Source organism: Actinoplanes sp. KI2, assembly GCF_025630775.1.
Classification (GTDB): domain Bacteria; phylum Actinomycetota; class Actinomycetes; order Mycobacteriales; family Micromonosporaceae; genus Actinoplanes.
Genome location: NZ_JAOSZE010000024.1, coordinates 104,724 through 129,239, shown reverse-complemented (window position 1 = coordinate 129,239; position 24,516 = coordinate 104,724). Strand labels below are relative to the sequence as shown.

Sequence of the window (24,516 nt, the reverse complement as noted above, 5' to 3'; positions counted from 1 at the left end):
CTCGGCAACGCGGGTAGGTGACCGGCATGTGTCGTTGGCTGGCGTACCTTGGCGAGCCCATCCCGATGGACTGGCTCACCGTCAAGGCCAGCCACTCGCTCATCGATCAGAGCTTGCACGCACGGTTGGGGGAGACCACGACCAACGGCGACGGGTTCGGCCTCGGGTGGTACGACCGCGGCGAAACGCCGGGCCTGTACCGCAGCATGCGTCCCGCGTGGAGCGACCGGAACCTGCGGGAGCTCGCGGCACACGTGTCGTCCGGGCTGTTCTTCGCGCATGTACGCGCTTCCACCGGATCGGCCGTGCAGGACACGAACTGCCATCCCTTCCGGTACCACCGATGGTTGTTCATGCACAACGGCCTGGTGCGGGACTTTCCGCGTCTGAAGCACGACTTGCTGGTAGCCATCGACCCCGCGCTGCTCGGGGCGGTCGAAGGGTCCACCGACTCCGAACTGCTCTTCCATCTCGCCCTCACCTTCGGCGCGCAGGACGATCCCCGGACCGCGCTGGAACGGATGGCGGGCTTCGTGGAGAGCGTGGCTGACCGGCATGGGGTGGCGAACCCGTTGCAGCTGGCGGCGGCGTTGACCGACGGCCGGCGGACGGTCGCCGTGCGGTACTCCAGCGAAGGGCGGTCGCGGTCGCTGTTCTCCTGCGTCGACGCCCGCGCCATCAAGCAGCAGTACCCCGCCGACGACCGCATCCAGAGCGTGTCGGACGAGGCGCACATGATTGTCTCTGAGCCGCTGGTCGACCTGGTCGACGCGTGGACGGAGGTGCCGGAGTCCTCCGTGGTGGAGATGCGGCCCGGGGAGGACGAGTTCCGGCCGTTCACCCCGTGCCGGTGAGAGGGCGGGACGGCGGAGGACACGGGTCCACCGGTCGCCCCGGTTGTCGGACTCGGGCGCTCCAGCCGGTCGCCTTACGGGAGGTCGCCGGCGCCCAGCAGCCCTGCGATCGCACGTCAGCCGGTCGGGCCGAGCAGCTTCCATCCCGACTCCCAGGGCCAGCCGTGCCGGAGGTTGAGGTCGATGTTGAGGAACGCCATGAGTTCCAGCGCCCGTGCGGTGAGCAGCTCCCCGGTGTCGATGGGGCGGAACCCCATCTCGGCCAGCAGATCAGCGACCACCTGTTTGGCCGCCGGATCGTCGCCGGCGTAGAAGCCGTCGAGCGGCACACCGTTGACCACGGGATCACTGAGCCGGCCGGCGAAAACCGTGTTGAACGCCTTGACCACCCGGGCACCGGGCGCGAGCAGCAGGATGGCTTCGGCCAGTGATGTGACGGTATGACCGGCGACGTTCAGGGCGCGGGCCGGCGCACTGCCCATGGTGCCTGCTCCGATGACGGTGATTCGCACCGCAGTCCTCCGAACTGGTTGCTCATCGCATGCTCATTGCCGCGCTTCAGATGCCGGGTGAACCGGGTCGAAGATGTCCTCCGGCTGCCCGTCCTGAGGCGCGAGGTAGAGGTAGCGGACGAAGTCCGCGCCTGGGTCGTTGTCGGTTGCACCGGGCCATTGGCCGCTCGCGTCCACGCCGACCACGGCGCGCCGCGTGCTCGGACCAGGTTCGTCGACGATTGCCCACACCGTGACGGGATGCGAGATCGTGTGTTCAGGGGTTAACCGCCAGCGCGCATACCACCCCGGAAACGCCGGAACGATATCGATGATCTTCCGCATACCGGTATTCCCCTTCTCCTCGGCCGCAGGGACGATCACATGGCATCGTTCCCAACACAGGGGTGACAGTTCCTCCCCCTTCCGAGATGAGTTGCTCCGTCGGCGAGGGGGACGCGGAGAACGCCGGCACGGACCGCGGCTGAGATCACCAGACCGGCGGCGGCTCCGCGCCGGCCGGCAACGGGTCCAGGAAGCTGCTCCGGGCCAGGTCCGGGATGTCGGACCGGCCGGTGCGGAAATAGTCTTGGTGGTACGGGTCGATCACCGACGGGTTCCAGGGCGGGTCGCCGGCGTACATCAGGTCGTCGTGGTTGTTGCCGACGTGCCCGGCCCGGGTGTGATGGGGTGCGGCCGCCGGGACGAAACCCATGGTGTGCAGGATCTCGTGCAGCATCTTGAACTCGTTGATCTCCGGTGTCACCCCGTCCGGGCTGAACCGGTCCTCAGCGCATACCACGTCGTCGTATGTACCCTGCAGGTACAGCGCCGCCACCCGGCCGCGAAGTTCTGGTGGCCAGGCGCCGCCGCCGCACGAAAAGGTGCTGCTGCCGTCGTACCAGACCGCGTACAGCGTGCGCGGTTCGTGAAAGCCCTGTCGCCGCAACAGGCGCTCGATCCGGTCCCGGACGTACGAACCGCGGTCGGCGATCCGGGCGTCGGTCTCGGGCAGCCGGACCGTACGCACCGGTTCGTCGGCGAAGCGCAACCGGGCACCGGTCTGCGCGGCGAACCACGCCTGCATCGCCGACAGCGAGCGGCTGACCGTGCCGTCCTCACCGAGGCGGCGGTCGGCGCCGTCGCGCGGCAGCGCGTAGACGCACCGGATCACGAACGGTCCCACCGAGTCCAGGTCGTCGCTCGGCGGTAGCGGGAGGCCGTCGGTGCAGCGGTCGAGCGGTGGCCGGTTCATCGGTTCAGCATTCCCGACCGTAGCGTGTTCCAACGTGTCCGGTGGGCGCGACGTCGTCCAGCGAAGGGTCCACCGGCCGGAGCACCACTCTGAGGCGTTCTATCGAAGGGGACCCGCGGCGCGGCCACGTCCCGGGGCGTCGGGGGCGTCGAGTAGTTGGATGGCCTGCGGCGCGACCTCAGCGTCGACGAGGACGTCGTAGCTCTCGGCGCGCATGCCGGCGACGGAGCTGAAGTCACGCCGGCCGCCGGTGAGGGCGTGGCCGAGCAGGCCGAGCAGGCCGCCGGCGACGGCGCCGAAGATTGCTCCGTACAGGGCGAGCAGGAGGCCGGAGATGACCGGGTTGACCCAGTTGAACAGGCCGAACAACCAGCCGAACAGGGCGCCCAGGACGGCGCCGTAGGCGGCCGACTGAGCGGCGGCGCGCCAGATCGTCAGCCGCCCGGTGATCCGCTCGACACTGGTGAGTCCGCGGCCGACGATGGCGGCGCGCTGTACGGGAAATCGGTGGTCGGACAGGTAGTCCACCGCCCGTTCCGCGTCGGTATAGGTGGGGTAGGAGGCAACGACGACCTGCTCGTCTGTTGAGCCGCCGGGTTTCGGTGTGGTGGCGGCGGATCGTTTGTCGTACTGGGGCTGCATCATGACGATCGCTCCTTGGTATCGGTGTCCGGTGACGGTCGTGCTCCCGCCGGCGTGGCGGCCAAGCGTCCCTCAGCCGCGCTCGACGTGTCCGGTGCGCGCGCCGCCCCGTCGACTGCTGTCACCAGCTCAGGCAGGGAATGACCACCGGTGTAGAGCATTCCGTTGATGAAGAACGTCGGGGTGCCCTCGACGCCGCTGCGGATGCCACTGACGAAGTCCGACTGGACCTTGTCCAGGAAGGCATGGTCCTGGACTTCGGCGGCGATCGACCGGCCGTCGAGGCCCAGGTCGGTCAGCGCGGCGATCAGGGTCGCCGGACTGAGCCGGTCCTGATTGGCGAACAGCCAGTCGTGGACCGGCCAGAACCGTCCTCTCGCCCCCGCAGCTTCGGCCGCCTCGGCGGCCGGTTCCGCGTACGGGTGAATGTTGATCAGCGGGAAGTGGCGGTACGCGAACCGCACCTGGTTCGTCCGTCGGCGCAGCAGTTCCTGCATGATCAGGTGCGCGCGTGCACAGTACGGGCACTGGAAGTCGCCGTACTCGACGAGGGTGACCGGCGCGTCTTCGGGACCGAGAACGTGATCTCGATCGCCGACCGGTACGGCGAGCCGGCCACCGGCTGTGCTCAGCGGGGACGTCAAGTCATCACCTGCTCCCGTTCAGCGGCTCGCCGACGCGGTCGCGACCAGATCGCGAAACTCTCTCGGCAGCTGGGCCATCGCGTCGGTGAACTCCTTGTGCCCGACCGTCTCGTGCAGTGCCGAGAGCACTGCCGCCACGCCGCGCTCGGCGGTCGGACGGTCCACCCCGGCGTGTTCGGCGACCCGCACCGTGAACTCGTCATAGGAGAACGGCACGGCCGGCTCGGTCAGCTTGATCAAATACGGCCGGAGCTGGTCCGGTACGCGTTCGGCCAGATCCTCCGCCTCACCGCCGCTGATCCGGGCCGCGAGGGTGAGCAGCGTGCCCTCGGTGAGCAGCCGCGCAGTGTCTTCCGAAACACCGGCCCGCTCGGCCACCTTGTCGATGAATGCCAGTTCCGCCATCGCGGTTACCTCCTTCTTCCGCATCCCGGCCGACGCTACGGAGCCCGGAGATGAAGTCAGCTCACCTGACGGAGGTGAATCCGACGACGAGGCAGCACCGAAGCCGGCCGAGCCCTGGTGCATCAGGACCTGCGCGAGCAGGAGGGCGAGCGGCAGCGTGATCTCGCGGTGCGGTTGGCGGCTGCGGCGGAGGCGTACCCGCGGCCCGGGCGGAGCCGGACGATTCTGCCGCAGGTACCGCGCGTGGAGGCGTCCGAGTAAGACAACTAGTCAGTTGCGGGCGAACGGCGACCCGCCTGCGCGGCGCGCGCCCGGTCGAGGCCGTCCAGCAGCAGGTCGAGGGTGAACTCGAACTCGGTCTGGCTGTCGCACCAGCCCAGCGTCGGGTCGCCGGCCGCGTGTATCTCGGCGGCCACCATCGCCGTCAGGTGTGGCACGGTCTCGGCCATCGCGGCCAGGTCGTCCTCGGCGGCGTCGACATCCGTCGCGGCCGGCGTGAACAGTTCCTGCACGAAGCCGAGTGCCATCGTGCCGAAGGCATGCAGCGCCCGATGGGCCAGATTCGGCGTGAAGCCGGCCGCCAGCAGCGTGCCGACGATCTGGTCGTAGTACGCGTAGAGGCTGGGCGGGACCGCCGGCCGGGAACCGAGGACGGCCGGTGCCCAGGGGTGCCGCAGCATCACCTCGCGTGCCCGGAGGAAGCGATGACGCAGCCGGTCGCGCCATTCCCGCTCGTCGTCGCCGACCGCCGCGGCGATCTCCCCGATCACCGACTCGGCCAGCCCGTCGAGCAGGCCCTGTTTGCCGGGCAGGTGGTAGTAGAGCGACATCGCTTCGACGCCCAGCTCGGCGGCCAGCCGGCGCATGGTGAGCGCCTTGAGGCCTTCGGCGTCGACCAGGGCGACCGCGGCGGTCAGGGCGCGTTCGCGGCTCAGCGGTTCCCGGACGATCGGCTCTTCCCCTCGTTTGACCCGAGGCCTTACCTTACGACGTATGGCTACCTTACATAGTAAGAATGCTGCCCGCCTCACCGGCCTCTTCTACCTGGCTCTCGCCGTGACCGGCGCCGCCGGCTTCCTCACGATCCGGCCGATGCTCTTCGCCGCCGGCGACCCGGCCGCGACCCTCGCCCACCTCGACGACCACCTCGCCCTGGCCAAGGCCGGCGTCGTGCTCGAGCTGCTCGTCGTGCTGACCCAGGCGCTCGCGGCGGCCGGCTTCTACCGCCTGTTCCGCGGGAACGACCCGGTCAACGCCGCCGGGATCGCCGCGTTCGGCCTGGTCAACTCGGTGGTGATCCTGGCGAGCGCGGCCATGCTCGGCGCGGCCGTCGAGGTCGCCGGCCGGCCGTTCGGCGACGCTGCCTCGACGGTCCAGCTGCTCCACCTGGTGAGCGGCCACCTGTGGACCGTCGGCGGCCTCTTCTTCGGGCTGTGGCTCATCCCGATGGGCCGCTGCGTCCTTGGCTCGGGCCCGCGCGTCCTGGGCTGGCTGCTCGTCGTGGGCGGCGTCGGCTACATCCTCAACACCTTCGCGTCGTACGTGACGCCGGCCGTCGCCGACTTCCTGGTGGTGCCGGCCACCGCGGGCGAGCTCTGGATGATCGGCTGGCTGCTGGTGCGTGGCTTCTCCGGGCGTGAGCTTTCCGGCGTACGCGAAAAGACGCCGGCCATCGCAGCAGGCTGACCCCGCCGGGGCCTCGCCCGCCAGGACGAATTAGCGTGCTCGGTATGAGCCTGGAAAAGGTGGTTTTCGGCTTCTTCGTGCTGCTGGCGGCGACGCTGAACTTCGGGTTCTTCATCGGCGACCTCTCCGACCCGGCGTTGCACAGCGTCTACGAGCTGTTCGCCGCGCTGGTGGTGAGCTTGATCGCGACGGTGCTGAAGTTCGGCGACCGCACCCAGCTCGGCGCCGTTCACCTGGCCACCAGCCTGGTGGCCGACCTCCAGCTGATCGCGGCGGCGGTGGTGTGGGCGTACGCCACGCAGGTGTCCCACGCGGGACTGGACGCCGAGGCGTTGGCCACCGTGGTGTCGCTGTCCGGCGGGGCGCTGCTGGCCAACCTCGTCTCGGTCGTGCTGCTGGTGATCGAGACCGTCTCGTTCCACCGCCGATGACTCGGCAGCGGCGCCGGCGGCGCCGGATCTCCGCCCGGTACCCGGACACGTCGCCGACGATCTTTCTGATCCTCCGGCGGATGCGCGCGCCGCTGATCGTGCTCATCGTGATCTTCTCGGTCAGCGTGCTCGGCCTGTCGCTGATGCCGCCGAGGATGGGCATCTTCGACGCGTTCTACTTCATGAGCTACACGGCCACCACGATCGGCTACGGCGAGCTGCCGGCCCCGTTCTCCGGTGCGCAGCGGATGTGGGTCATCGCGTCGATCTACCTGACCGTGGTGGGCTGGGCGTACGCCATCGGCTCGCTGCTGACCCTGTTCCAGGACCGGACGTTCCGGCAGGCGATCGCGCTGCGCCGGTTCTCCCGCACGGTGACCCGGCTGCGCGAGCCGTTCCTGCTGCTGGCGGGCTACGGGCAGACCGGGCAGCTGCTCGGCCGGGCGTTCGACGCGCTCGGCCGCCGCCTGGTCGTGCTGGACCTCTCGGCCGAGCGGGTGGACGCCTTGGACATCGACGCGTACCACGCCGACGTGCCGGGGCTGGCCGGCGACGTCACCGACCCGCGCACCCTCGACCTGGCCGGCCTGGAGCACCCCTTCTGCGAGGCGGTTCTGGCGCTGACCGACGACGACGAGGCCAACCTCGTGGTCGCGATGACGGCCGCGCTGATCCGGCCCGAGCTGCAGGTCATCGCGCGTACCGTGTCGCCGGTCATCGAGCAGCGGATGCGGGCGTTCGGCTCACCGACCGTGGTCAACCCGTTCGACCGATTCGGCGACCGGATCCGGCTGGCGTTGCGCGCACCCGCCTCGTATCAACTGTTTTCCTGGCTGGTCGGCGGGCCGGGCGCGGAGCTTCCGGAAGCGGGCCGGACCCCGGCCGCCGGGCGCTGGGTGGTGTGCGGCTACGGGCGATTCGGCCGCAAGTTCACCGAGGATCTGCGCGCCGACGGCCTCGAGGCCACCATCATCGATCTGGCCGGGCACGAGGACGAGCCGGGGGTGATCGTGGGGGACGCGTCCGATCCGGAGGTGCTGCGCCAGGCCCGCGTGGAGGAGGCGGTCGGCTTCGTCGCGGGCACCGACAACGACACCGCCAACCTGTCGCTGATCGCCGCGGTCCGGCGCCGTAACCCGCGGCTCTTCCTGGCGGCGCGGCAGAACCGGCCGGCCAACGCACCCCTGTTCGCGGCGCTCGACATCGACTGGGTGCTCGTTCCGGCCGAGCTGGTGGCCCGGGAGATCTACGCCCAGCTGAGCACCCCGCTGCTGTGGCGCTTCCTGCAGGACATGCCGGCCCGCGGCGAGGAATGGGCGGCGCGGCTGCTCGATCGCCTTCAGGCCCACTGCGGCAGCCGCCTGGGCAGCGTCTGGAGAGCCGTGCTCACCGAGGCGGAGGCGCCCGCGCTCGGCCCGTGGCTGCGCGGCGGCAACGCTCGCCTGGGCGATCTGCTGCGCAGCCCGCAGGACCGCAACCGGACGGTGGCGGCGGTGCCGCTCATGGTCCTGCGCGGGGACCGGGCCATCCTGGGCCCCGACGACGACCAGCAGGTCCACGACGGCGACCACGTGTTGTTCGTGGGCCATCCGGCCGCCCACCGCGCGCTCCTGGAGACGATGACCGACCACCCGATCAGCGAATACGTGCTGTACGACCGGAACGTGCCCAGCGGCTGGCTCTGGCAGCGGCTCAGGCGATCTCGAAGAGTGGGAACGAACAACCCTGCCTGAACCGGGGACGGGTCGGGCGCGTACTCCAAAGTGGATGTCGACAGGTCCTACCTCTCACCCAGAGGACTTGCCCGTCATCTGCCTGATTGAGGTCACATGCGAAGAAAACCGAGGTCCGTTCGCTCGAAGATAGTCCTCGCTCTGCTGGTGCCGGTGGTTGCGCTGACCGGGCTGTGGGTGATCGATGTCAAGGCTTCGTTCGCCGACGCGACGGCGTTGCGCGACACGTACAGCACCCGGGACAACGTGAGCCTGCCGTGCGACCGGATGGTGGCCGCCCTGCAGGCCGAGCGCACCCAGTCGGCGGAGTTCCTGGCCACGCCCAACGGGGACGCCGGCGCCCTGCGGACCCGGCGGGCGGCGACCGACGCGGCAATAGCGCAGTTCCAGCAACTGTCCCGCAGTTACCGGGGGAGCGGGGTATCGGCCGGGATCACGCGGGCACGGTTCGCGGACATGGCCGTCAGCCTCGACTCCCTGGCGCTGGTGCGGGCCAGGGTCGATGCCAGGGACGCCACCCGGACCTCGGCCCTCAGCGGCTACACCGGCGTCATCCGGACCGCGTTCAGCGTGTCGAACGCGGCCGCGGCGTCCAGCGACCCCCTGGTGGAACGGGTGATGCGCACCATGGTCGCCATGCGCCGGGCCGGGGAGCTGCTCTACCAGGAGGACGCCCTGATGACCGGCGCCACCGCGGCGGGCCGGTTCGGCAGCGGGGAGTATTTGGAGCTGATCCAGATCGTCGGGGCGTTGCGCTTCCAGATCCCCACCGCCGGCGCGACGCTGCCGGCGCCCGACCAGGCGAAGTTCAAGAGCATGCTCAGCGGTCCCGCCTTCGCGGCACTGCGGCAGGCCGAAGATCAGATCATCGGGGCGGGACGGTCCGATGGGCCGGTGACGATCAGCAGGGAGGTCTGGCGGGCGACCTCGGCCCCGGCCGTGGGCCAGTTGTTCGCCTTCCTGGCGGACGGCTACGACCACGCCGTCGAGTTCGCGCGGGAGGCTCGTGATCGGATCCTGCTCCGGTTCGGCGTGTCCGGACTGCTCGGCCTGCTCGCCATCGTGGTGTCACTGGTGATCGCCGTGCACATCGGCGGCTCGGTCGTACGGCGGCTGTTCCTGCTCCGGACGGCGGCCACCGACCTCGCCCGCCAGCGGCTGCCCGACCTGGTCCGGCGGCTGCGGGCCGGTGAGCGCATCGACGTGGACGGTGAGGCGGTGCGCCTGCGCCTGGGCGACGACGAGATCGCCGAGGTCGGCGCCGCACTGACCGACGTACACCTCAGCGCGGTCGAGTCGGCGGCCGCGGAAGCGGCGGTGCGGTACGACCTGAACCGGGTTCTGGTCAACATCGCCCGGCGCAACCAGACGCTGCTGGACCGCCAGATCGAGGCGCTCGGTCCGATGGACGGCGCCGACTCCCGCGCCTACCAGCTGGCCGTCCGGATGCGCCGGCACGCCGAGCATCTGGTGATCCTGGCGGGCTCCGCGCGGAGCCGGCGCGGGCACGGCGCCGAGTCGCTGGCCACGATCCTCGCCCGGGCGGCCGGCGAGATGGAGCACGCCGGTCGGGTCGCGATCGGGTCGATCGGGAATGCCGAGGTGCCCGAGCATGCCGTCGGCGACCTCGGCCATCTGGTCGGCGAGCTGCTGGAGAACGCGGTCACGTTCTCGGCACCGGACACGTCGGTGCGCCTCTCGGCCCGGCGGACGCCGGACGGGATGGTGGTGGAGATCGAGGACCACGGGATCGGGATGTCGCCGGCCGCGGTCGAGCAGACGAACCGGAGGCTGGCGCAGCCGGGGGAGTTCGATCCGGCCGACAGCGCCCGGCTCGGCCTGTTCGTGGTCGCGACCCTGGCCGCCCAGCACGGGATCAAGGTGACCCTCGGGCCGACCGGCGAGGGCGGCATCCGGGCGGTGGTGACCATCCCGGCGGCGCTGGCCGTCCCGATCGACGAAGCGCCGGAGGCCGGTTCGACGAGGCGCTCGGATGCGTCCCGGCTGGTCGGGATGACGGTACGGGCCGGCCGTCGACCCCGCCACGCCGCGGTCCAGGCCGACGCCCTGCCGTGACGAAGCGGGGTGGGTGCTCCGTGTCCAACCGGAGCACCCACCACCTCACCTGCGGGTCTTGGGCAGATCGAACTGGTCGGCGGAGCGGCAGTCCTTCTGGTTGCCGATCGCGGCGGGGCCGAGCTCGTCGAGGGCTTCGCGAGCGCGTTGCCGGCCGAGGTTCCACGCGTACCAGGGGTCGGGCTTCTTCAGGTCCTCCGCGATCCAGCTGAGCGTGCAACGGCGTACGGGATCGGGAAGTTTGGTCAGAGCGGGAGTCGCGTCGGCGGAGAGGGCCCGCAGGTACCAGGCGTCGATCTTGCCGGAACCGGCGTAACGGGCCGCGTTGCGGCTGGCCACGTAGCCCTCGGGGTCGAGGGCGGCGAGACCGAGCAGCATCAGCACGGCGAGCGCGACGGTGGTGCCGGGGATCCACTTGCCCTGCCACTTGATGCCGGCGACCGCGATCATCACGAAGATCACGCCGAGCAGCATCTCCGACGACATCACGAAGATCCGCTCACCGGTGAAGCTGTAGACCCGCTGGTACTCCCACATCCGGGAGAGCGCGGACGCCACGATGACGACGCTCAGGGCGCAGAGCAGACCCAGGAGTACGCGCAGCAGCACCCGCTCCACCTTCTGGTCCCGTTTCGCCCAGCGGGCCAGGCTCGCGATCAGCGCCAGCGACAGCAGCGTGACCGCGACCAACTGCCAGAAGCCGCTCCGGGCGTACTGCGAGTAGCTCAGGCCGGCCGTCTCCAGCACGTGCCGGCGTCCACCGAACAGGACGGTGAACTGCACCGCCACGAAACCGGCGAAGAGCAACACGAGCGCGGCGCAGGCCGGCGCCCACTCGATCAGGCCGAGCCGGCCCTTGCCCTCGGTGTCCAGGCCGGACGTCACCGGCGGCGCGGACAGCGTGTAGATCCCGGAGACGGCCAGCAGGCCGCCGGCCGCGGCCAGGAAGATCCACTGGAAGACCGACGCGATCGCGAAATCGGGGACGACGTCGTCCAGCAGCTTGGAGAACGCGAAGTCGGCCGACGACAGCAGCGCGCCGAAGACGAGCAGCACCACGACGGTGAGGGCGACGGAGAAGAAGGCCCGCCGGGCGATTCCCGGGTTGCGGCTGGTTTTCAGGTGCTTTCGGACCCACGGGATGCCGGCGAATGCCGCCCAGGTGGCGGCGACCAGGCTGAACAGGATAGACCGGACCCGCCGGCCGCCGACGAACGCCAGCGCGGTGCAGCCGATCGCGCCCAGCACGCTGAACGTCACCAGCCACCACGCGTTGCGGAACGCCAGGATGAGCAGCAGGGCGAGCGCCGCCGCGGCCCAGCCGGACCGGACCAGCCGCTCCCGGCGCGGCAGGTCGGTGGACCTCCGGACGGCGTACGCCACGCCCAGCGTCAGTGCGAGCCAGCCGAGGAACCAGCCGATACCCACCCGGTTCAACGGCAGGAAGAACAGGAAACCGAGGGCACCGCCGAGCACGCCGGCCGGGACGGCCCAGCCCTGGGCCTCCTTCGGTCCGGGCCAATGCTTCTTGCGGAACTTCTGCCAGGGGGTTTCCATCCGCTCGTACGTGCCGAACGGGCGCATCGGGTACGGGGCCGCATATGGCTGCGGCGGCGCCTGAGCGGCCAGCGCTCGGGGGTTCGGCTGCGGGATCACCGGGGGCTCCGGCATCGCGCTCACGGCCGGCTTCGGCGCCGCGCTCTCGGCCGGCCCGGGCGGCGCGCTCTCGGCCGGCCCGGGCGGCGCGCTCTCGGCCGGCCCGGGCGGCGCGGTCTCGGCCGGCTTCGGAGCGACCGCGGCCGGCTTCGGAGTGACCGGGGTCGGCGTCGGGGCGACCGCGGCCGGCGTGGCCACGACTTTCTCAGGGTGATCGGCCGGCTTGGTGACGGCCTGCGCCGGGATCATCGGCACGAAAAGGGCGTACCCCCGCGTACCAGATGGAATTTGCACCGGGATCGCCCATGCCGTTTCGCCGTCGGTTCCCGGCCAGACCATCGACGGGATCACGTCGGTAGGCGGCATGACCAGCAGTTGGGGTGCCGGCACCGGGGCGTCTTCGGTCGTGTCCGGGGGATCGGACTGCGCTGATGGCAGGTCGGCCACTACACCCTCCTAGGTCGCTCAGTGCGCACACAGTAAGCCGTGCGCACGGCATGTGTACGCCGGGACGGGTCCGTATCGCCGCGACGGCCGACCGGATTGGCACGGATAGGGGAGGCGCCGGCTCGGTAAGATCATCATCCCGGACGTTCTCGGACAGGAGCATCGATGCGCAAGGCCCTCTTGGTCGCCGGTCTACCGGCGGTTGTCGTCATGGTCTTGGCCATGCCGCTGACGGCAGTGGCGACGCAGGCGCTGCGCACCGGCCAGGCCGACGCGGGCCCCGTAACGGCCTGGCCGAAGCAGGCGTCGTCGGTGCTGTCCGGGCATCTGGATCTGATCCTGCGACTGGTCCGCTGCCCGGTCATCCACAACGGGAGTGGTTCGGTTCGCTGAGCGCGATAGCCGGCCCCGCCCTCACTTGGCGATCAGCAGCAACACCGCGCGGCCGTGCAGCACGTAGGTGGTGCCCTGTCCGCCGAGGGCGACCTCCGAGCCGGGGCTGGCGACCTGGTCGGGGCCTTCCGCCCAGGCCGACGTGTCGGTGACCCGGTACCAGGACTTTCCCGCCGGGGGCGCCGGAAGCGTGAAGGTCACGTCGCCCGACCAGCCGTTGTACCCCACATAGAGGGCGGCGGCGGTGTCGCCCAGCTCGGTGCCGTCGTAGCGCCACGCGAGGGCGTGGTTGTTGCCGTTGCCCCAGTACGCGGCGTCCGGTGCCGCCCCGGCGGGGGTGAACCAGTCGAGTTGACCCAGGCCGTTGCCGTTGCCGTCGCCGGCCGCGTAGAAGTTCAGCGGCCGTAGCGCGGCATGCGCCTTCCGGAAGGCGATCATCCGCTGGGCGTACTTCAAGAAGTTCGTCTGGTCGGTGGTCAGCGACCAGTTCAGCCAGTTCGCCGAGCTGTCCACGTTGTACGGGTTGTTGTTGCAGTTGAGGGAACGCAGCATCTCGTCGCCGCCGGTGATGAGCGGGGTGCCGCCGGAGAGCATGAGGAAGGCGAGCCCGTTGCGTGCCGCCTTGCGCTGGTCGGCGGCGACGTTGCCCTGATCCCAGGACTTGTTGTCGTCGCTGCCGCCGTCGGACGGACCGTACGGCCAGGCCTGGTTGTTGTTCTTGGTGTTGCAGCTGTAGAGGTCCTTGAGCGTGAAACCGTCGTGCACCACCATGATGTCGATGGAGTTCCACGGCTTGCGGCCGTCGTCGGCATAGAGGTCCGACGAGCCGGCGAAGCGGGTCGCCAGGTCGCCGGGGGTGACCGTGGCGACGCCGAGCTGGTTCTGGTCGGCCCGCAGCGTGTCGCGGAAGATGCCGTTCCATTCCGACCACCCGGGCGGCAGGTTGCCGACCTGATAGGTGCCGGACCCGACGGCCCACGGCTCGGCGATCCAGTCCACGCCGCTGCCGCCGCCGCCCGGGCGGGCCGGCATCTCGGCGGTGAGGCGGTTGAGCGCCGTCGCCGAGTTCGTGCGGCCGTAGCTGTAGCAGCCGTGCTGGCAGGTGTTGCCGAGGACGGTGGCGAGGTCGAACCGGAAGCCGTCCACGCCGAGGTCGTTCTTCCAGTACGCGACCGAGTCGACGATCAGGTCCTGGGCGACCGGGTTGAACGTGTTGAAGGTGTGCCCCAGACCGGTCACATCCATCTCGCCCTGATGGTCGCTGGTGAGCGAGTAGTACGTCGGGTTGTCCAGGCCTCGCCAGGAGAAGATGTGGTAGACCGTCTTGTCGGCCGGATCGACCCGGCCGCCCTCCGCGGTGTGGTTGTAGACGACATCGACGAAGACCTTGATCCCGGCGTCATGGAACGCCTTCACCATGGCCTTGAACTCACGGGTCGGTCCACCGGCCGAGGTGTCCGACGAGTAGCGCCGGTCCGGGGCGAAGTAGTTCAGCGTCTGGTAGCCCCAGTAGTTGTCGCCGCTCGTACTCGTGGGGTTGATGTCGTTGCTGTCGTTCTGGGTCTCCTGCAGGGGCAGGAACTCGACCGCCGTGATGCCGAGCGAGGACAGGTAGCCGGCCTTGAGTGCGGCGCCCGCATAGGTGCCCCGCACCCCCGCCGGGACGGCGGAGTCGTTCCTGGTGAGGCCGCGCAGGTTCACCTCGTACGTGACGTCGTCCTTGAACGCCCGGGTCGGTTTCGTGCCCGTCCCGGTGGGGTCGGCCGCGAGCACGATGCCCTTCGGCGCGATGGTGCCCGTGTCGGCTCCCCGCCGGGCCGATCCGGTGTTGTAGTCGGTCGCCGCCGCATCCGGGATCGCGGTGTCGTGGCTGATCTCCCGCGCGTACGGGTCGAGCAAGAGCTTGTTGGGATTGAAACGGTTTCCAGCGGCGTCGACGTCGGCGACGAACCCGGTCTGCGATCCCTTGGTCCAAGCCGGATCGTACGGCCAGTTCGGGCCCCACGCCCGGTAGCCGTAGTAGATCGTCGTGGGCACGCCCGCCGAGCGCAGGGTCGCGACGCTGATCGTCGCCGACCAGACGTTCGCGGCGTCTCTGGTGAGCACATAGGACGCCTTCTCCTGCTGACCGGTCGCGGCGGCGTAGACGAAGACCGCGATGCGGGTGGCGTGCGCGGAGAAGACGCGGAATGTGACGTTGGCGCCGGTGCCGTCGAAGCGTGCACCGAGGCGCTGGCCGTCGATGCCGGCGTGGGCGGGGGTGGTGGGCAGCAGGGCCAACCCGGCCAGCACTAGCAGCGGCGTACAGAGAGCGCAGAGCAGTCGGCGCATGGCGGACTCCCGACTACGAGGAGGGAGGTATTCGCAGATCGGTCGAGGTGGAGCGCTTTGCAAAGGGATGACAGATGTGAAAGAAGTTACAAGCATGTTTCATCGGAGTCAATGGATTGCAGGCTGCGCCGGGCGTCCGCCCGGCGATGCGAGGCACCCTTGTGACCCCGGCATCCTGGTCAGGCGACTACTCGGGTTCTGTGGATTGCCGGGCGGCCCGGGTTCCATCGTGGGCAAAGTTGGTCCGGCCCCCGAACGCCGCGACCGGCGCTGCACTCGTTTCGCCGTAGGCGCCGGCCGGGAAGATCTCGATGACGGGCTTCTCAACCATGGGTGATTGGCACGGGGCAGGGCGGGGTGGTGGCGGCCAGCTGGTCTTCGTGTGCGGCGTGGCGGTGTGCGGCGGCCCGGCGCAGCTGTTCGCCGGTGTCGCCGGCGCCGGCTTCGGCGAGGCGTTCGTGCAGGGCGGCGGCGTGTTCATGGGCTTCGGCCGCGGCGATGTGGGCTGTCGCCACGAGGTCGGCGGCGAGGGCTGCGGCCTGCTGTGCCCGGGCGAGGCTGTCCTGCGCGGCGCGGACCTGCTGGGGGGTTGATCCGCTGCGTCTGGTGATCTGTGCGGCGAGTTGGGCGCGGCGTGCGGCGAGTTCGGCGATGCGGTGACGGGCCTGTTCGGCGCGATCACGGGCCTGCTGTCCGCGCTGGTGTCTGGTGTGTTCGTCGGCGGTCATCCGGCACCGGCTCGGTTCGGGTGGTCAGCCATGCCGCTCGGGTGAGCGGGGCTTTCGGTGTGGCGGCGCGGTGCCGGCCGGGTCGGTGAGATCGTGCAGGTCGACGATGATGCCCGCGGGCCGGCTGGCCAAGCAGGTGCACGGAACGGCAGCGACGGTGGTCTTCGGTCCGGGGTTCCAGCGACCGTGCACCGTGATCTCGGCCAGGGCGGTGTCGAAGTCACCCAACACGGTGACCGTTTGCTCGCGCGTGCTGGTCTGGTGCCCGGAATGGTCAGGATCGGACGGCAGGAACGGCAACTGATCACGTCTCATGGCTGCCTGCCCAGCTATACCGAACGACTCCAAGGGGACCACCGCGACGTGGCCCTGGTCACCATGCCCACAGAGTCGGGCAGTGCGCCAGGGCCGAAGAGCCCTAGGCATGCGCGATCGTCGTGGCGGGCGGCGCAGCCGCCTGTGCCGCCTGGAGCCCATGTCCAGGCCGCGGAGGTCAGGCGGTAAGTGGGTCCCGGAGCCTGAGGCTGGCCCAGACCACCTTGCCGTCCTCGCGCGGGTGGCAGCCCCATCGGTGCGCGGTCGCGTCTACCAGCATCAGGCCCCACCCGGCCTGGGGATTCCGCGGTGGTCGCGGATCGAGGCGCGGTGGGGCGGTGGATCCGTCGCGTACGCTGATCAGCAGGAAGCGGCGGCCGACCGAGAACCGGATCGCGGCCAGGGTGCCGGCATGCACTGCCGCGTTGGTGGCCAGCTCACTCGCGATCACGCGGGCCGGGCTGAGCAGGTGCGGCAGTTCCCAGCGGACGCAGGCCTCGGTGGCCAGCTCTCGCGCCCGGGCCGCCGCGGCCCCGGCGACCGGCAGCAGCGTGTCGTGGATCAACATGGTCCGGCGGTGGGCCGGGGACGCCAGGGCCTGCTCGACCGAGCCGAACACCGGCAGCCGCATACCCCGGGTGAGCAGCCGCGCCGTGTGCTCGTCCGGAGTACAGACCAGCAGCGGGGTGCCGGGCCACATCGCGGCCTGCCGGGCCATCGCCGAGAACACCGTCAGCACGTGCGGCTCGCGTACCCGCAGGCCGGTCAGGTCGGCGATCACCGCTTCCGGCCGCTGCGCCAGCGCCTTCACCAGCGCCGCCCGCACCTGCGGAGCGCCGGCCAAAGTCAGCTCCCCGGACAACCGCACCAGCACCCGGTCACCGATCTGCTGTGCAACGCACTCGAGCGGTGCCATGACCCATCGTCTCGTGTCTCTGCACAATCCGCTATCCGCAACACGAGCCGGTGCGTGCCAGGGGCGGTGCGGTCAACCGGAGAGCGGCCGGCTCATCGTGATGGGTAGCACTACGCATTCCTTTGTGCGAGCGACATAGCGTAACCCGTAGCGAAAGAGCCGCGGGATCTCTCGCGTTCCGATCTCGGCCGGGACGACGCGCGGGACGCCCAGATCGAGACATTCCCGGCCGAGCCGAACCCGAGCGCTTCCGGCTTTCGTCACGTTCTTGAACCAGTCCGAGCGGCGACCGAAGTTAAGACCGATGACCACTGTGTCTCTCACCCGGAACGCTCGGACCGGGGTGTGGTACACCTGCCCGGAGCGGCGCCCGATGTGCTCGAGGTCCGCGAAGGCAGCGTGACCGGCGAGACGCAGCATCATCCGATTCATCGGACCGCGCAGGCCCTTGGTCAGTGTCCGCGGGAATGGCATGAACACCTGCCGTGAGACGAAATGCCGCCGGATGTTGCCGCCTCTCACGGTCGAGCCTTGATGTTCCATTGCCAAGAGCCAACCGACTGGCGGACCCGGGACGAAATCCCTTCCGCAGTCTCGCGAAGCGCAACTCCCGCCTCCATGGCATCAATGCCCAAATCCGACGTCGTAGGCATGGGCGAGCAGGAAACGGGTCGCCGCCGCTTGCCGATGCCGAGGCTCCCGCGCTTGATGGCCGTTTCTGGACCGATTCGGGAGCAGATGCGTTTCTCGCCCACAGCAGCGATCGAGCCGTGCTCGACGACCTGGCCACCCGGCTCCGCGCGATCGCGGCTGACGAAGCGCGCCTGCGGCAGGTGATGGAGCTTGCCCGCAGCCGCGGGTTCGAGTTCGACGACTGACCGCGGATGGAAACGTATCGTGCGCCGGCGGCAGACCGGAAAATGGCTGGCCATGCTGCGGTCTCTCGGTCAGGGTGAGTCGTGATCACCATCCAACGGGTACGGGTGCGGTGGAGTGCGGCCGCACGCGGAGCGCCGCACGCGGACGCCCGCCGAGGCCTATGTCGGCCGGCGATGCTGCCGACGGCGACTCCGACCGATGGTGTGGTCATCCATGAGGTGCTCGCTGATGAGGCAGCCCGGTATGCGCGTCACGACGACATGGTCACTGGCGGCCCGGATCGAGCTCGTGACCTCGACCTGTGGTTGTCGGCGGAGGGCTCGGTCCTGGTCGTCGACCGGTTGCCGGGCTGGGCCGCCTACCCGCGGCTGAGCGGCCCCGGCCGTCTTTTCGCGCTCGAGCCAGGTCAGGTGGGCCGATACCGGGCGAACTTCCGGTTCACCGTCACCACCTGTGCGTGTAATCCGAGCTGGTACTACGAGGACTGGCTGATTCTTGTAGCCAATGGCGAGGTGAAATCGGACGGGTTCATCTCCCGCGAGCCGGACTACGACGTTGACCACCGAGTCCACCTCTACGGCGGATCGAGACGGTCGGGCAAGCGTTAGCCCGTTGCAAGCAGCAGCCCACGCCGGGAGAGTTCGACACCGAGGAGGAAGCCAGGGCCATGGTCGCGAGACTCATGGAGGCCGCTGGGCCTGGCGAATGGCGCGAGATGGACAAGTCCCACGCCACGAAGCCGCCGGATCGCTGAAGGGCGGGCCCAAGCTGTATTAGGTCATGACGTTGTTGACACCGGAGTGAGCCGGTTCCCGCCAGCGTCTTACCGTCGAGGCGCCGATATACGCCGGACTGCGGCGACCGCCGTCTCGGTGCTGGTGGCGGGTCGACGATGGGCGCCCCCGCTACGCGCCCGGCAGAGCAGGATCGGGGTTGGCCAGGTCGTCCCGGGTAAGCGTGACGGTAGTGGCCTTGCCGGCCTTGCTCGCCGTCGCAGCTGGCGGGAGTGCCCGGATACCGATGAAGTAGACGCGGACGCCGGCCATCTCAATGTAGGGCGGCCAGGCTCCGGCGGGCCCGTCGGTGGGGAACTGCAGCAGCCGGTCGGTCAGGTTGAACACCACCAGGTAGGCGACGCTCTGGTTGTAGTCGTGGGCGTACTTGATGACCTGGTGGAAGCCGCGGGCGAGGTAGGACTTGCCGCGGCTGTCGAACAGCTTGCCCTCGCAGACCAGGGGGTCGTCGGTGTCCAGCCCGCCGATCAGGTCGGCCTCCCCGGATGCGGAGCGGGCCTTGGCGTGCGTGATGTACCCGCCCTCCTGGAACAGGGACCGCTGCAGGTTGAGGTTGTAGACCTCCTCCCCGTTGGCCCTGTCCGCCTCGAAGTCGGCGTAGAGCTTGTCGCGGTCGAACCACTCGATGGTGCGCACGTACCGCTCCAGCACGAACAGCACGCTGCTTTCGTCACCGACGCGTTCTTCGAGGAAGTCGATCAGCGGCTGGATCACCTGCTCGGGGAACGTCTGCCACATCGCGGACAGGTTGTTTACGCTGAAGCCGGTGCCGTGCGCGTAGTGCATGGTGAGTGCCTCGCCCGAGCCGGCCCTGTCGGCGGCGGCGTGGCGCTTCATCAGGTCCCAGACGAGGGTGGCCCGTCCCTCCTCCGTCCGGCTGGGCCAGGTGAGGTGGCCACGCAAGTTGGCGAAGCTCTGGTGGAACGCCTCGAAGTCGAGGTTGGGCTCGGCCAGGGCAGCCTCGGCGAGGATGGTGCGCAGTGCCGGCTGGCTCTCGATCCAATCGACGGCCAGGCGCACCTCGTGTGACGCCGCGCCGAAGCCGGCGGTCATGAGCCTGCGCAACCGCTGGCGCAGCTTCACCTGAAGATCCTGCTGGTATCTCACTGGGACAAGCCTCCGAAGATCTGGTCGAGCTGCGCGTCGATGTTGGCACCGAGGTTCTGGACGCTGCCAGTGGCGTCGACCAGCCGGACGCGACGTCGGCAGCACGGACACCGGATCGTGGTCTGGGCAACGATCTCCGACCACAGCACCCAGATGGGGTACTCGCACTCGGGGCAGTCAATCTCGTGGTCGCGATGCAGGAGCTCCTGCGCGAAACTCACCTCTTCGTCTCCGATCGTTCGTCTCCGATCGCGCGGCCGGGTCGTCTTCGACCTACAGAGCTAACCGGGAGCTGCGCGAGGTTGATCTCCCGCCGGGGATCGCCTGTGGCATGCATGACGAAGTCGATGCGCTCATCGCTGTGCGTCGGCCCCGGGGTTTCTGCACCAGCAGGACAGCCTAGCTAGCGGGAGCCTCGGCCGCTGGGGGCGGGGCGAGGGCGAAAGTGGGGTTCGGAAGCCTCCGCCGGGTTCGCTCAGACTCCGTCAGAGTGGGCGACCAACTGGCCTTGACCTGGGAAAATAAGGCGGAACCCAATGCCCCAAGCTGGGTTGACCTTGGTTGCGGTCCCGGTTGTCGCCGGTCTGACGGTCGGTCACTCGCATGCCGCCGGCCGGCACGCGTAGCAGCCGCCGCGCGGGCGCCCGACGGCAAATCGGCGGCAACCTGGCCCCACCGGAGAGTGTTTGCGCAGCTAGGAAGCGGTGCGGATCCCGGTCTTCAAAACTGTTGTGACCCGGCATCTCTGTCAGGCGGGTTCGATTCCCGTCCGCCTCCGCTGATCAGCCAGACCCCGCCCGCCGGCGCAAACAGCACCGCCGACGGGCGGACTCGGCGACCGTGGGCACGCGCCGGCGCGGCTCGTCGATCAGCTGTACTCGGCTTCGTGCTTTTCCAGCCACTGCAGATACCAGGTGCCGAAGGTGTGGCGGTTGCCGTTCGCGTCGAGGTAGGGATCGAACGGGGGGTTCAGGGCGCAGTCACGGTCGCGCACTTCCCCCCGGTGCGGGCCGACGATGACGAGCCAGCCGGTCATTCCGCAGCCGTTGTCGCTGATGTGGATCGCGCCCCGACCGCGCTCCCGATGCCAGGCTTCCTCGCCCTGGTCGCCGAACACGGCGACGTAGTCGTCGAAGTAGTCGTGCTCGTCGTCACGGCGGGCGGGCTCGTGGCCGGCAGTTCGGAGAGTCGCCAACTGCTGATCTGCCCAGCCGTCGGTCTCCACGAACGGCCCGCCGGCGTCCAGCAGCCACGGGTTCTTCTCGTCGTGATCCCAGACCCAGCCCCACGTGCCGTCGATCCGCTTCAGCGTGGTCAACTCCAGTGCCGGTCCGGGGCCACCGGCCTCGACCTCCATCAGGAAGGTGCGGTAGTCCTCCGGGAGCGTCACGCCGCACTGGGCTTCGACTTCGGCGACCTCCTCGGCGGTCAGGACCGGCTCGAAGAGGCGATACCGCAATGGAGGTCGGCCCCAGGCGCGCTGCTGGGCCTGTTCCATCGCGATGACACGATCTCGGACGCCTGACCAATACGTTTGTGGCTCCACCGGTGCCCCTCTCGACGAGAGGCTCGACAATAGTCGGAGCGGCCGACACCCCATGGTCAGGAAGGTCGGTGGACCGGCCCGGTGTACTCGGTCAGCGTGAACCGGCGGGGGTCGTCGGCGGGGTGCACGGTGACGGCGACGGTGCTCTCGTCGGCGAATCGCAGCGTGAAGACGGGGTCGAGGTCGCAGAGGAACGCGAACTCGTCGCGCTCGTCCTCGTCGTCGCTGATCAGATGACCGTGGGCGTCCCAACCGGTTTCGGTCGGCGTGATCACGACCGCGATCTCGCAGCCGCCGAGGTTGGTGGAGGAGTTCGCCCACCAGTCCAGCCGGCAGGGCCCTTCGAACCTATCCATGGTTGCCAGTGCACCTCACGCACGGCCCTTCCGGCGACCGTCGGTGCCCGACCTCGGGGGTGGGGACTTCGCGGGGCCGGTTCCGCGCCGCGCTCGGTGGCGGCGTTGCGACGGAATGGTTCCCCGGGCACAGCCTGGCCGCAGGCACAGGCATACCAGCCCGAGTGCCAGCAGCACGCTGAGGCCGAACACGGCGATCACCGGGGACATGCTCTGCGGGCCGATCGCATACAGCACGGCCGCGACACCCGCACCGCTCGCGGCAATGACCGCCGCTTCCCTAGCCTTCTGAGGCATGTACTTCATCCTCGGCACACGGCTTCCGTGCCTTCGCGCCTATGCGCACTTCCTGGGTCCGCCATGACCCCTTTTGCCCGAGATGTTAGCCTGCTCGAACGGGTGTTCGCACCACCGTTTTGGCGGATCAGGCGCCTTTTTTCACTATCTGAAGGTTGTCCGGGACGCACACCGCGGCTCGGCGGTTCTCGGCCCTCCGGATCAAGCTGCGAGAACCGGGCGGAACGGCGTTATCGTGCGGGCATGGCGGAGATGCGACGTTGTCCGCGGTGCGGGCATCCGACCCGCGCCGATCGGATGGTCAAGGGCTTCGGGCGGGAGTGCGCGACCCAGATGGGCCTGGTCGGCCGGACGGTCGACGTCGAGCACGACGGGCCCGATCTGTTCGACGTCCTGGACGAGCTGATGGACGACGCCTGCGACGGCGCCGACCGGCCGGCCGACCGCTGAGGTCACGGCTCCAGGTCGACCGCCGCGCGCAGCGAGCCGTCCATGTAGAACGGGACGGACTCGTGCTCGTGGGTGACCAGCCAGTGGCCGTCGATCCGGCGCAGGCCGAGCGTCACCCGGAACCACAGCGTGAACGGTTCGGTGGCGCCCTTCGGGGTTGCCGTCATCGAGTCCAGGCTCGTCGCGAAGGCCACGTCCCCGTCCGCGGTGATCTCGAGGGAGGTGACCGTTCGCTGCGGGGGCGCCTCGAAACCCTGCAGCCACGCCTCGACGCCCTTCGGGTCGCGGCCGTTCGGGTCGCTGACCAGCGGCGGTGCCAGCGTGAAGGCCATCACCGACGGCGCGTTGTGCTCTTGCATCCCGGCGACGTCGCCGGCCGACATGCGGTCGGCCCGGGCCAGGACGACCTTCCTGATCTGCTCGGTCATCTCTGCTTCCTCCTCTTCCCAGGAAAACTTCCGCCGGTACGTCGAAGCCACGGCCCCGGTTTCGACATGCTGATGAGCACGTCCTCGTGGGCGAAGGAGCGAGCCGATGAAATATCTGATCCTGATCCAGTCCAACCCCCGCAGCCTGGCCGCCTGGGAGAAAATGTCCGACGACGAGCGGATGGCGTTCGGGCGCGACCACCGCCGGCTGTCGGAGCGGATGGCCGACGAGGGGGTGCTGATCGCCTCGGAAGGGCTGGCCGACCAGTCCCTGGCCCAGTGGGTGTCCGTGCGGGACGGCGACACGATCAGCTCGGACGGACCGTACGCGGAGGTCAAGGAGCATCTCGCCGGGTTCTACCTGATCGACACCCCGGGCCTGGACGAGGCGGTGGCGTGGGCGGCCCGGGTGCCGGACGCGAAGTACACCGAGGTGGAGGTGCGGCCGGTGCTCGACATGAGCGGCTGGGAGTTCTGAGGGTGGTCGAGGATCTGCTGCGCACGTCGGCGCCGCAGGTTCTGGCCGCGGTGGCGCGGCGCTACGGTGACTTCGACGCGGCCGAGGACGCCGTGCAGGAGGCGCTGCTCGCGGCCAGCCGGCAGTGGCCGGCCGACGGGATTCCCGGCAATCCGGTCGCCTGGCTGATCCGGGTGGCCTCCCGCCGGCTCATCGAAACCGTGCGCAACGAGCAGGCCCGGCGCCGCCGTGAGGCATTACCCCAAGACCCGGTTCCCGTCGTACGCGGTGACGACGAGCTGACGCTGCTGCTGCTCTGCTGCCATCCGGCCCTGACCCCGCCGGCCCAGGTGGCGCTCACCCTGCGCGCGGTCGGCGGGCTCACCACCGCGGAGATCGCCCGGGCGCTGCTGATCCCGGAGAAGACGGTCGGCCAGCGGGTCAGCCGGGCAAAAAAGCGGCTGCGGGACGCCGGCGCGCGCTTCACGCTGCCCGATGACCTGGAGGCGCGGATCCCCGGCGTACGGCAAACCCTGTATTTGATCTTCAATGAGGGGTCGACGGCGAGCTCGGGATCGGCGCTGCACCGGGTGGAGTTGAGTGCGGAGGCGATCCGGCTGACCCGGCAGTTGCGGGCGATGCGGCCGGCCGACGGCGAGGTGGCCGGGCTGCTGGCGTTGATGCTGCTCACCGATGCCCGGCGGCCCGCACGCACCCGGCCGGACGGTGGGCTGGTGCCGCTGGCCGCGCAAAACCGTACGTTGTGGAACCGGGAATTCGTCGCCGAGGGCGTTTCGCTCATCACCGATGCGCTGCGGCGGTTTCCGATCGGGCCGTTCCAGGTGCAGGCGGCGATCGCGGCGGTGCACGACGAGGCGCCTAGCGCGGCGGATACTGACTGGCCGCAGATCCTCGAGCTCTACCGGCTGCTGGAGTCGCTGGCGCCGGGGCCGATGGTCACCCTCAACCGGATCGTGGCGCTGGCCGAGGTGGACGGGCCGCTGGTGGGGCTGCGTGCGCTCGACGCGGCGGGTTTGGAGCACTATCGGGTCGCGGCGGTCCGGGCGCATCTGCTGGAACGCTCCGGCGACCGCGCGGCGGCCCGGACGGAGTACCGGAGCGCGGCGCGGCTGACGCTGAGCCTGCCGGAACGGCGATACCTGGAGGCGCAGGCGGCCCGGCTGGCGTAAACCTCTTGG

General features: G+C 69.7%; 28 protein-coding genes and 1 tRNA gene. 11 read left to right on the top strand and 18 right to left on the bottom strand.

The window, feature by feature from the left end:
- The first annotated feature begins 26 nt into the window (after positions 1-26).
- Positions 27-854, top strand: a complete 828-nt coding sequence (locus ODJ79_RS25430; protein ID WP_263026083.1) for a class II glutamine amidotransferase — start codon at positions 27-29, stop codon at positions 852-854.
- 116 nt (positions 855-970) lie between these two features.
- On the opposite strand, the gene ODJ79_RS25425 is transcribed toward ODJ79_RS25430, so the two are convergent.
- The 7 genes from ODJ79_RS25425 to ODJ79_RS25395 all read right to left on the bottom strand — a co-directional run bounded on the left by ODJ79_RS25425 (position 971) and on the right by ODJ79_RS25395 (position 5,226).
- On the bottom strand, positions 971-1,366 hold the full coding sequence (locus ODJ79_RS25425; protein WP_263026082.1) for an NADPH-dependent F420 reductase: 396 nt from the start codon (positions 1,364-1,366) through the stop codon (positions 971-973).
- A gap of 33 nt (positions 1,367-1,399) precedes the next feature.
- Complete coding sequence (locus ODJ79_RS25420; RefSeq protein WP_263026081.1) at positions 1,400-1,690, bottom strand: hypothetical protein; 291 nt, start codon at positions 1,688-1,690, stop codon at positions 1,400-1,402.
- Between the two features lie 145 nt (positions 1,691-1,835).
- Positions 1,836-2,600, bottom strand: coding sequence for a hypothetical protein (locus ODJ79_RS25415; protein WP_263026080.1), 765 nt, complete (start codon positions 2,598-2,600; stop codon positions 1,836-1,838).
- Between the two features lie 99 nt (positions 2,601-2,699).
- Complete coding sequence (locus ODJ79_RS25410; RefSeq protein WP_263026079.1) at positions 2,700-3,245, bottom strand: general stress protein; 546 nt, start codon at positions 3,243-3,245, stop codon at positions 2,700-2,702.
- Positions 3,242-3,886: a DsbA family protein gene (locus ODJ79_RS25405; protein WP_263026078.1), complete on the bottom strand. Its 645-nt coding sequence runs from the start codon at positions 3,884-3,886 to the stop codon at positions 3,242-3,244. The genes ODJ79_RS25410 and ODJ79_RS25405 overlap by 4 nt, the downstream gene beginning before the upstream one ends.
- A gap of 18 nt (positions 3,887-3,904) precedes the next feature.
- Positions 3,905-4,315, bottom strand: coding sequence for a DUF2267 domain-containing protein (locus tag ODJ79_RS25400; protein ID WP_263026077.1), 411 nt, complete (start codon positions 4,313-4,315; stop codon positions 3,905-3,907).
- Positions 4,316-4,557: 242 nt separating this feature from the next.
- Positions 4,558-5,226, bottom strand: coding sequence for a TetR/AcrR family transcriptional regulator C-terminal domain-containing protein (locus ODJ79_RS25395; protein WP_263026116.1), 669 nt, complete (start codon positions 5,224-5,226; stop codon positions 4,558-4,560).
- 58 nt (positions 5,227-5,284) lie between these two features.
- Here ODJ79_RS25395 and ODJ79_RS25390 point away from each other — a divergent pair, with 58 nt between their 5' ends.
- The 4 genes from ODJ79_RS25390 (at position 5,285) to ODJ79_RS25375 (ending at position 10,217) form a co-directional block, all read left to right on the top strand.
- Complete coding sequence (locus ODJ79_RS25390; RefSeq protein ID WP_263026076.1) at positions 5,285-5,977, top strand: DUF4386 domain-containing protein; 693 nt, start codon at positions 5,285-5,287, stop codon at positions 5,975-5,977.
- Between the two features lie 44 nt (positions 5,978-6,021).
- Entirely contained in the window at positions 6,022-6,408 is a 387-nt protein-coding gene (locus ODJ79_RS25385) for a DUF6394 family protein (protein ID WP_263026075.1), read from the top strand.
- Positions 6,405-8,141, top strand: a complete 1,737-nt coding sequence (locus ODJ79_RS25380) for a potassium channel family protein (protein ID WP_263026074.1) — start codon at positions 6,405-6,407, stop codon at positions 8,139-8,141. The genes ODJ79_RS25385 and ODJ79_RS25380 overlap by 4 nt, the downstream gene beginning before the upstream one ends.
- Positions 8,142-8,237: 96 nt before the next feature.
- Entirely contained in the window at positions 8,238-10,217 is a 1,980-nt protein-coding gene (locus ODJ79_RS25375) for a nitrate- and nitrite sensing domain-containing protein (protein WP_263026073.1), read from the top strand.
- Positions 10,218-10,262: 45 nt separating this feature from the next.
- Here ODJ79_RS25375 and ODJ79_RS25370 read toward each other — a convergent pair whose 3' ends face one another.
- Positions 10,263-12,320, bottom strand: a complete 2,058-nt coding sequence (locus tag ODJ79_RS25370) for a DUF4153 domain-containing protein (RefSeq protein ID WP_263026072.1) — start codon at positions 12,318-12,320, stop codon at positions 10,263-10,265.
- Between the two features lie 165 nt (positions 12,321-12,485).
- Here ODJ79_RS25370 and ODJ79_RS25365 point away from each other — a divergent pair, with 165 nt between their 5' ends.
- Positions 12,486-12,713 (top strand): hypothetical protein, encoded by a 228-nt coding sequence (locus tag ODJ79_RS25365; protein ID WP_263026071.1) that lies wholly within the window; start codon positions 12,486-12,488, stop codon positions 12,711-12,713.
- A 21-nt stretch (positions 12,714-12,734) separates the two neighbouring features.
- Here the strand turns inward: ODJ79_RS25365 and ODJ79_RS25360 are convergent, their stop codons facing one another.
- The 5 genes from ODJ79_RS25360 to ODJ79_RS25340 all read right to left on the bottom strand — a co-directional run bounded on the left by ODJ79_RS25360 (position 12,735) and on the right by ODJ79_RS25340 (position 17,546).
- Positions 12,735-15,044 carry a glycogen debranching protein gene (locus tag ODJ79_RS25360; protein ID WP_263026070.1) on the bottom strand — a complete coding sequence of 770 codons (2,310 nt, stop codon included), beginning with the start codon at positions 15,042-15,044 and terminating at the stop codon, positions 12,735-12,737.
- Between the two features lie 323 nt (positions 15,045-15,367).
- Positions 15,368-15,772 carry a hypothetical protein gene (locus ODJ79_RS25355; RefSeq protein WP_263026069.1) on the bottom strand — a complete coding sequence of 135 codons (405 nt, stop codon included), beginning with the start codon at positions 15,770-15,772 and terminating at the stop codon, positions 15,368-15,370.
- 24 nt (positions 15,773-15,796) lie between these two features.
- On the bottom strand, positions 15,797-16,087 hold the full coding sequence (locus ODJ79_RS25350) for a hypothetical protein (protein WP_263026068.1): 291 nt from the start codon (positions 16,085-16,087) through the stop codon (positions 15,797-15,799).
- Between the two features lie 178 nt (positions 16,088-16,265).
- Positions 16,266-17,003, bottom strand: coding sequence for an ATP-binding protein (locus tag ODJ79_RS25345; RefSeq protein ID WP_263026067.1), 738 nt, complete (start codon positions 17,001-17,003; stop codon positions 16,266-16,268).
- Between the two features lie 72 nt (positions 17,004-17,075).
- A complete protein-coding gene (locus ODJ79_RS25340) occupies positions 17,076-17,546 on the bottom strand; it encodes a nitroreductase family deazaflavin-dependent oxidoreductase (protein WP_263026066.1) in 471 nt (156 codons plus the stop codon).
- 509 nt (positions 17,547-18,055) lie between these two features.
- Here ODJ79_RS25340 and ODJ79_RS25335 point away from each other — a divergent pair.
- The gene (locus ODJ79_RS25335; RefSeq protein ID WP_263026065.1) at positions 18,056-18,490 is read left to right on the top strand and encodes a hypothetical protein; all 435 of its coding nucleotides are present in this window, start codon (positions 18,056-18,058) and stop codon (positions 18,488-18,490) included.
- 297 nt (positions 18,491-18,787) lie between these two features.
- On the opposite strand, the gene ODJ79_RS25330 is transcribed toward ODJ79_RS25335, so the two are convergent.
- Both ODJ79_RS25330 and ODJ79_RS25325 read right to left on the bottom strand, forming a co-directional pair.
- Positions 18,788-19,783, bottom strand: a complete 996-nt coding sequence (locus ODJ79_RS25330) for a hypothetical protein (protein ID WP_263026064.1) — start codon at positions 19,781-19,783, stop codon at positions 18,788-18,790.
- Complete coding sequence (locus ODJ79_RS25325) at positions 19,780-20,004, bottom strand: hypothetical protein (RefSeq protein ID WP_263026063.1); 225 nt, start codon at positions 20,002-20,004, stop codon at positions 19,780-19,782. Before ODJ79_RS25325 ends, ODJ79_RS25330 begins: the two co-directional genes overlap by 4 nt.
- A 476-nt stretch (positions 20,005-20,480) precedes the next feature.
- Here ODJ79_RS25325 and ODJ79_RS25320 point away from each other — a divergent pair.
- Positions 20,481-20,562, top strand: a tRNA-Sec gene (locus ODJ79_RS25320).
- A gap of 89 nt (positions 20,563-20,651) precedes the next feature.
- On the opposite strand, the gene ODJ79_RS25315 is transcribed toward ODJ79_RS25320, so the two are convergent.
- Positions 20,652-21,281 (bottom strand): SMI1/KNR4 family protein, encoded by a 630-nt coding sequence (locus ODJ79_RS25315; protein ID WP_263026062.1) that lies wholly within the window; start codon positions 21,279-21,281, stop codon positions 20,652-20,654.
- Between the two features lie 104 nt (positions 21,282-21,385).
- Positions 21,386-21,685 (bottom strand): hypothetical protein, encoded by a 300-nt coding sequence (locus ODJ79_RS25310; protein ID WP_263026061.1) that lies wholly within the window; start codon positions 21,683-21,685, stop codon positions 21,386-21,388.
- Between the two features lie 540 nt (positions 21,686-22,225).
- Between ODJ79_RS25310 and ODJ79_RS25305 the strand changes: the two genes are divergently transcribed.
- Positions 22,226-22,432 (top strand): hypothetical protein, encoded by a 207-nt coding sequence (locus ODJ79_RS25305; RefSeq protein ID WP_263026060.1) that lies wholly within the window; start codon positions 22,226-22,228, stop codon positions 22,430-22,432.
- A 2-nt stretch (positions 22,433-22,434) separates the two neighbouring features.
- Here ODJ79_RS25305 and ODJ79_RS25300 read toward each other — a convergent pair whose 3' ends face one another.
- Positions 22,435-22,860 carry a nuclear transport factor 2 family protein gene (locus ODJ79_RS25300; RefSeq protein WP_263026059.1) on the bottom strand — a complete coding sequence of 142 codons (426 nt, stop codon included), beginning with the start codon at positions 22,858-22,860 and terminating at the stop codon, positions 22,435-22,437.
- Between the two features lie 106 nt (positions 22,861-22,966).
- Here ODJ79_RS25300 and ODJ79_RS25295 point away from each other — a divergent pair, with 106 nt between their 5' ends.
- Together ODJ79_RS25295 and ODJ79_RS25290 are read left to right on the top strand one after the other, a co-directional pair.
- Positions 22,967-23,338, top strand: a complete 372-nt coding sequence (locus ODJ79_RS25295) for a YciI family protein (RefSeq protein ID WP_263026058.1) — start codon at positions 22,967-22,969, stop codon at positions 23,336-23,338.
- 2 nt (positions 23,339-23,340) lie between these two features.
- Positions 23,341-24,507 (top strand): RNA polymerase sigma factor, encoded by a 1,167-nt coding sequence (locus tag ODJ79_RS25290; protein ID WP_263026057.1) that lies wholly within the window; start codon positions 23,341-23,343, stop codon positions 24,505-24,507.
- Positions 24,508-24,516 lie beyond the last annotated feature (9 nt).

Bases quoted from the DNA above. Each gene is read 5' to 3' on its own strand.
- ODJ79_RS25430 (WP_263026083.1), top strand. From the start codon at position 27: ATGTGTCGTTGGCTGGCGTACCTTGGCGAGCCCATCCCGATGGACTGG.
- ODJ79_RS25420 (WP_263026081.1), bottom strand. From the start codon at position 1,690: ATGCGGAAGATCATCGATATCGTTCCGGCGTTTCCGGGGTGGTATGCG.
- ODJ79_RS25415 (WP_263026080.1), bottom strand. From the start codon at position 2,600: ATGAACCGGCCACCGCTCGACCGCTGCACCGACGGCCTCCCGCTACCG.
- ODJ79_RS25410 (WP_263026079.1), bottom strand. From the start codon at position 3,245: ATGATGCAGCCCCAGTACGACAAACGATCCGCCGCCACCACACCGAAA.
- ODJ79_RS25400 (WP_263026077.1), bottom strand. From the start codon at position 4,315: ATGCGGAAGAAGGAGGTAACCGCGATGGCGGAACTGGCATTCATCGAC.
- ODJ79_RS25390 (WP_263026076.1), top strand. From the start codon at position 5,285: ATGGCTACCTTACATAGTAAGAATGCTGCCCGCCTCACCGGCCTCTTC.
- ODJ79_RS25385 (WP_263026075.1), top strand. From the start codon at position 6,022: ATGAGCCTGGAAAAGGTGGTTTTCGGCTTCTTCGTGCTGCTGGCGGCG.
- ODJ79_RS25380 (WP_263026074.1), top strand. From the start codon at position 6,405: ATGACTCGGCAGCGGCGCCGGCGGCGCCGGATCTCCGCCCGGTACCCG.
- ODJ79_RS25375 (WP_263026073.1), top strand. From the start codon at position 8,238: ATGCGAAGAAAACCGAGGTCCGTTCGCTCGAAGATAGTCCTCGCTCTG.
- ODJ79_RS25365 (WP_263026071.1), top strand. From the start codon at position 12,486: ATGCGCAAGGCCCTCTTGGTCGCCGGTCTACCGGCGGTTGTCGTCATG.
- ODJ79_RS25360 (WP_263026070.1), bottom strand. From the start codon at position 15,044: ATGCGCCGACTGCTCTGCGCTCTCTGTACGCCGCTGCTAGTGCTGGCC.
- ODJ79_RS25355 (WP_263026069.1), bottom strand. From the start codon at position 15,772: ATGACCGCCGACGAACACACCAGACACCAGCGCGGACAGCAGGCCCGT.
- ODJ79_RS25350 (WP_263026068.1), bottom strand. From the start codon at position 16,087: ATGAGACGTGATCAGTTGCCGTTCCTGCCGTCCGATCCTGACCATTCC.
- ODJ79_RS25345 (WP_263026067.1), bottom strand. From the start codon at position 17,003: ATGGCACCGCTCGAGTGCGTTGCACAGCAGATCGGTGACCGGGTGCTG.
- ODJ79_RS25340 (WP_263026066.1), bottom strand. From the start codon at position 17,546: ATGGAACATCAAGGCTCGACCGTGAGAGGCGGCAACATCCGGCGGCAT.
- ODJ79_RS25335 (WP_263026065.1), top strand. From the start codon at position 18,056: ATGCTGCCGACGGCGACTCCGACCGATGGTGTGGTCATCCATGAGGTG.
- ODJ79_RS25315 (WP_263026062.1), bottom strand. From the start codon at position 21,281: ATGGAACAGGCCCAGCAGCGCGCCTGGGGCCGACCTCCATTGCGGTAT.
- ODJ79_RS25310 (WP_263026061.1), bottom strand. From the start codon at position 21,685: ATGGATAGGTTCGAAGGGCCCTGCCGGCTGGACTGGTGGGCGAACTCC.
- ODJ79_RS25305 (WP_263026060.1), top strand. From the start codon at position 22,226: ATGGCGGAGATGCGACGTTGTCCGCGGTGCGGGCATCCGACCCGCGCC.
- ODJ79_RS25300 (WP_263026059.1), bottom strand. From the start codon at position 22,860: ATGACCGAGCAGATCAGGAAGGTCGTCCTGGCCCGGGCCGACCGCATG.
- ODJ79_RS25295 (WP_263026058.1), top strand. From the start codon at position 22,967: ATGAAATATCTGATCCTGATCCAGTCCAACCCCCGCAGCCTGGCCGCC.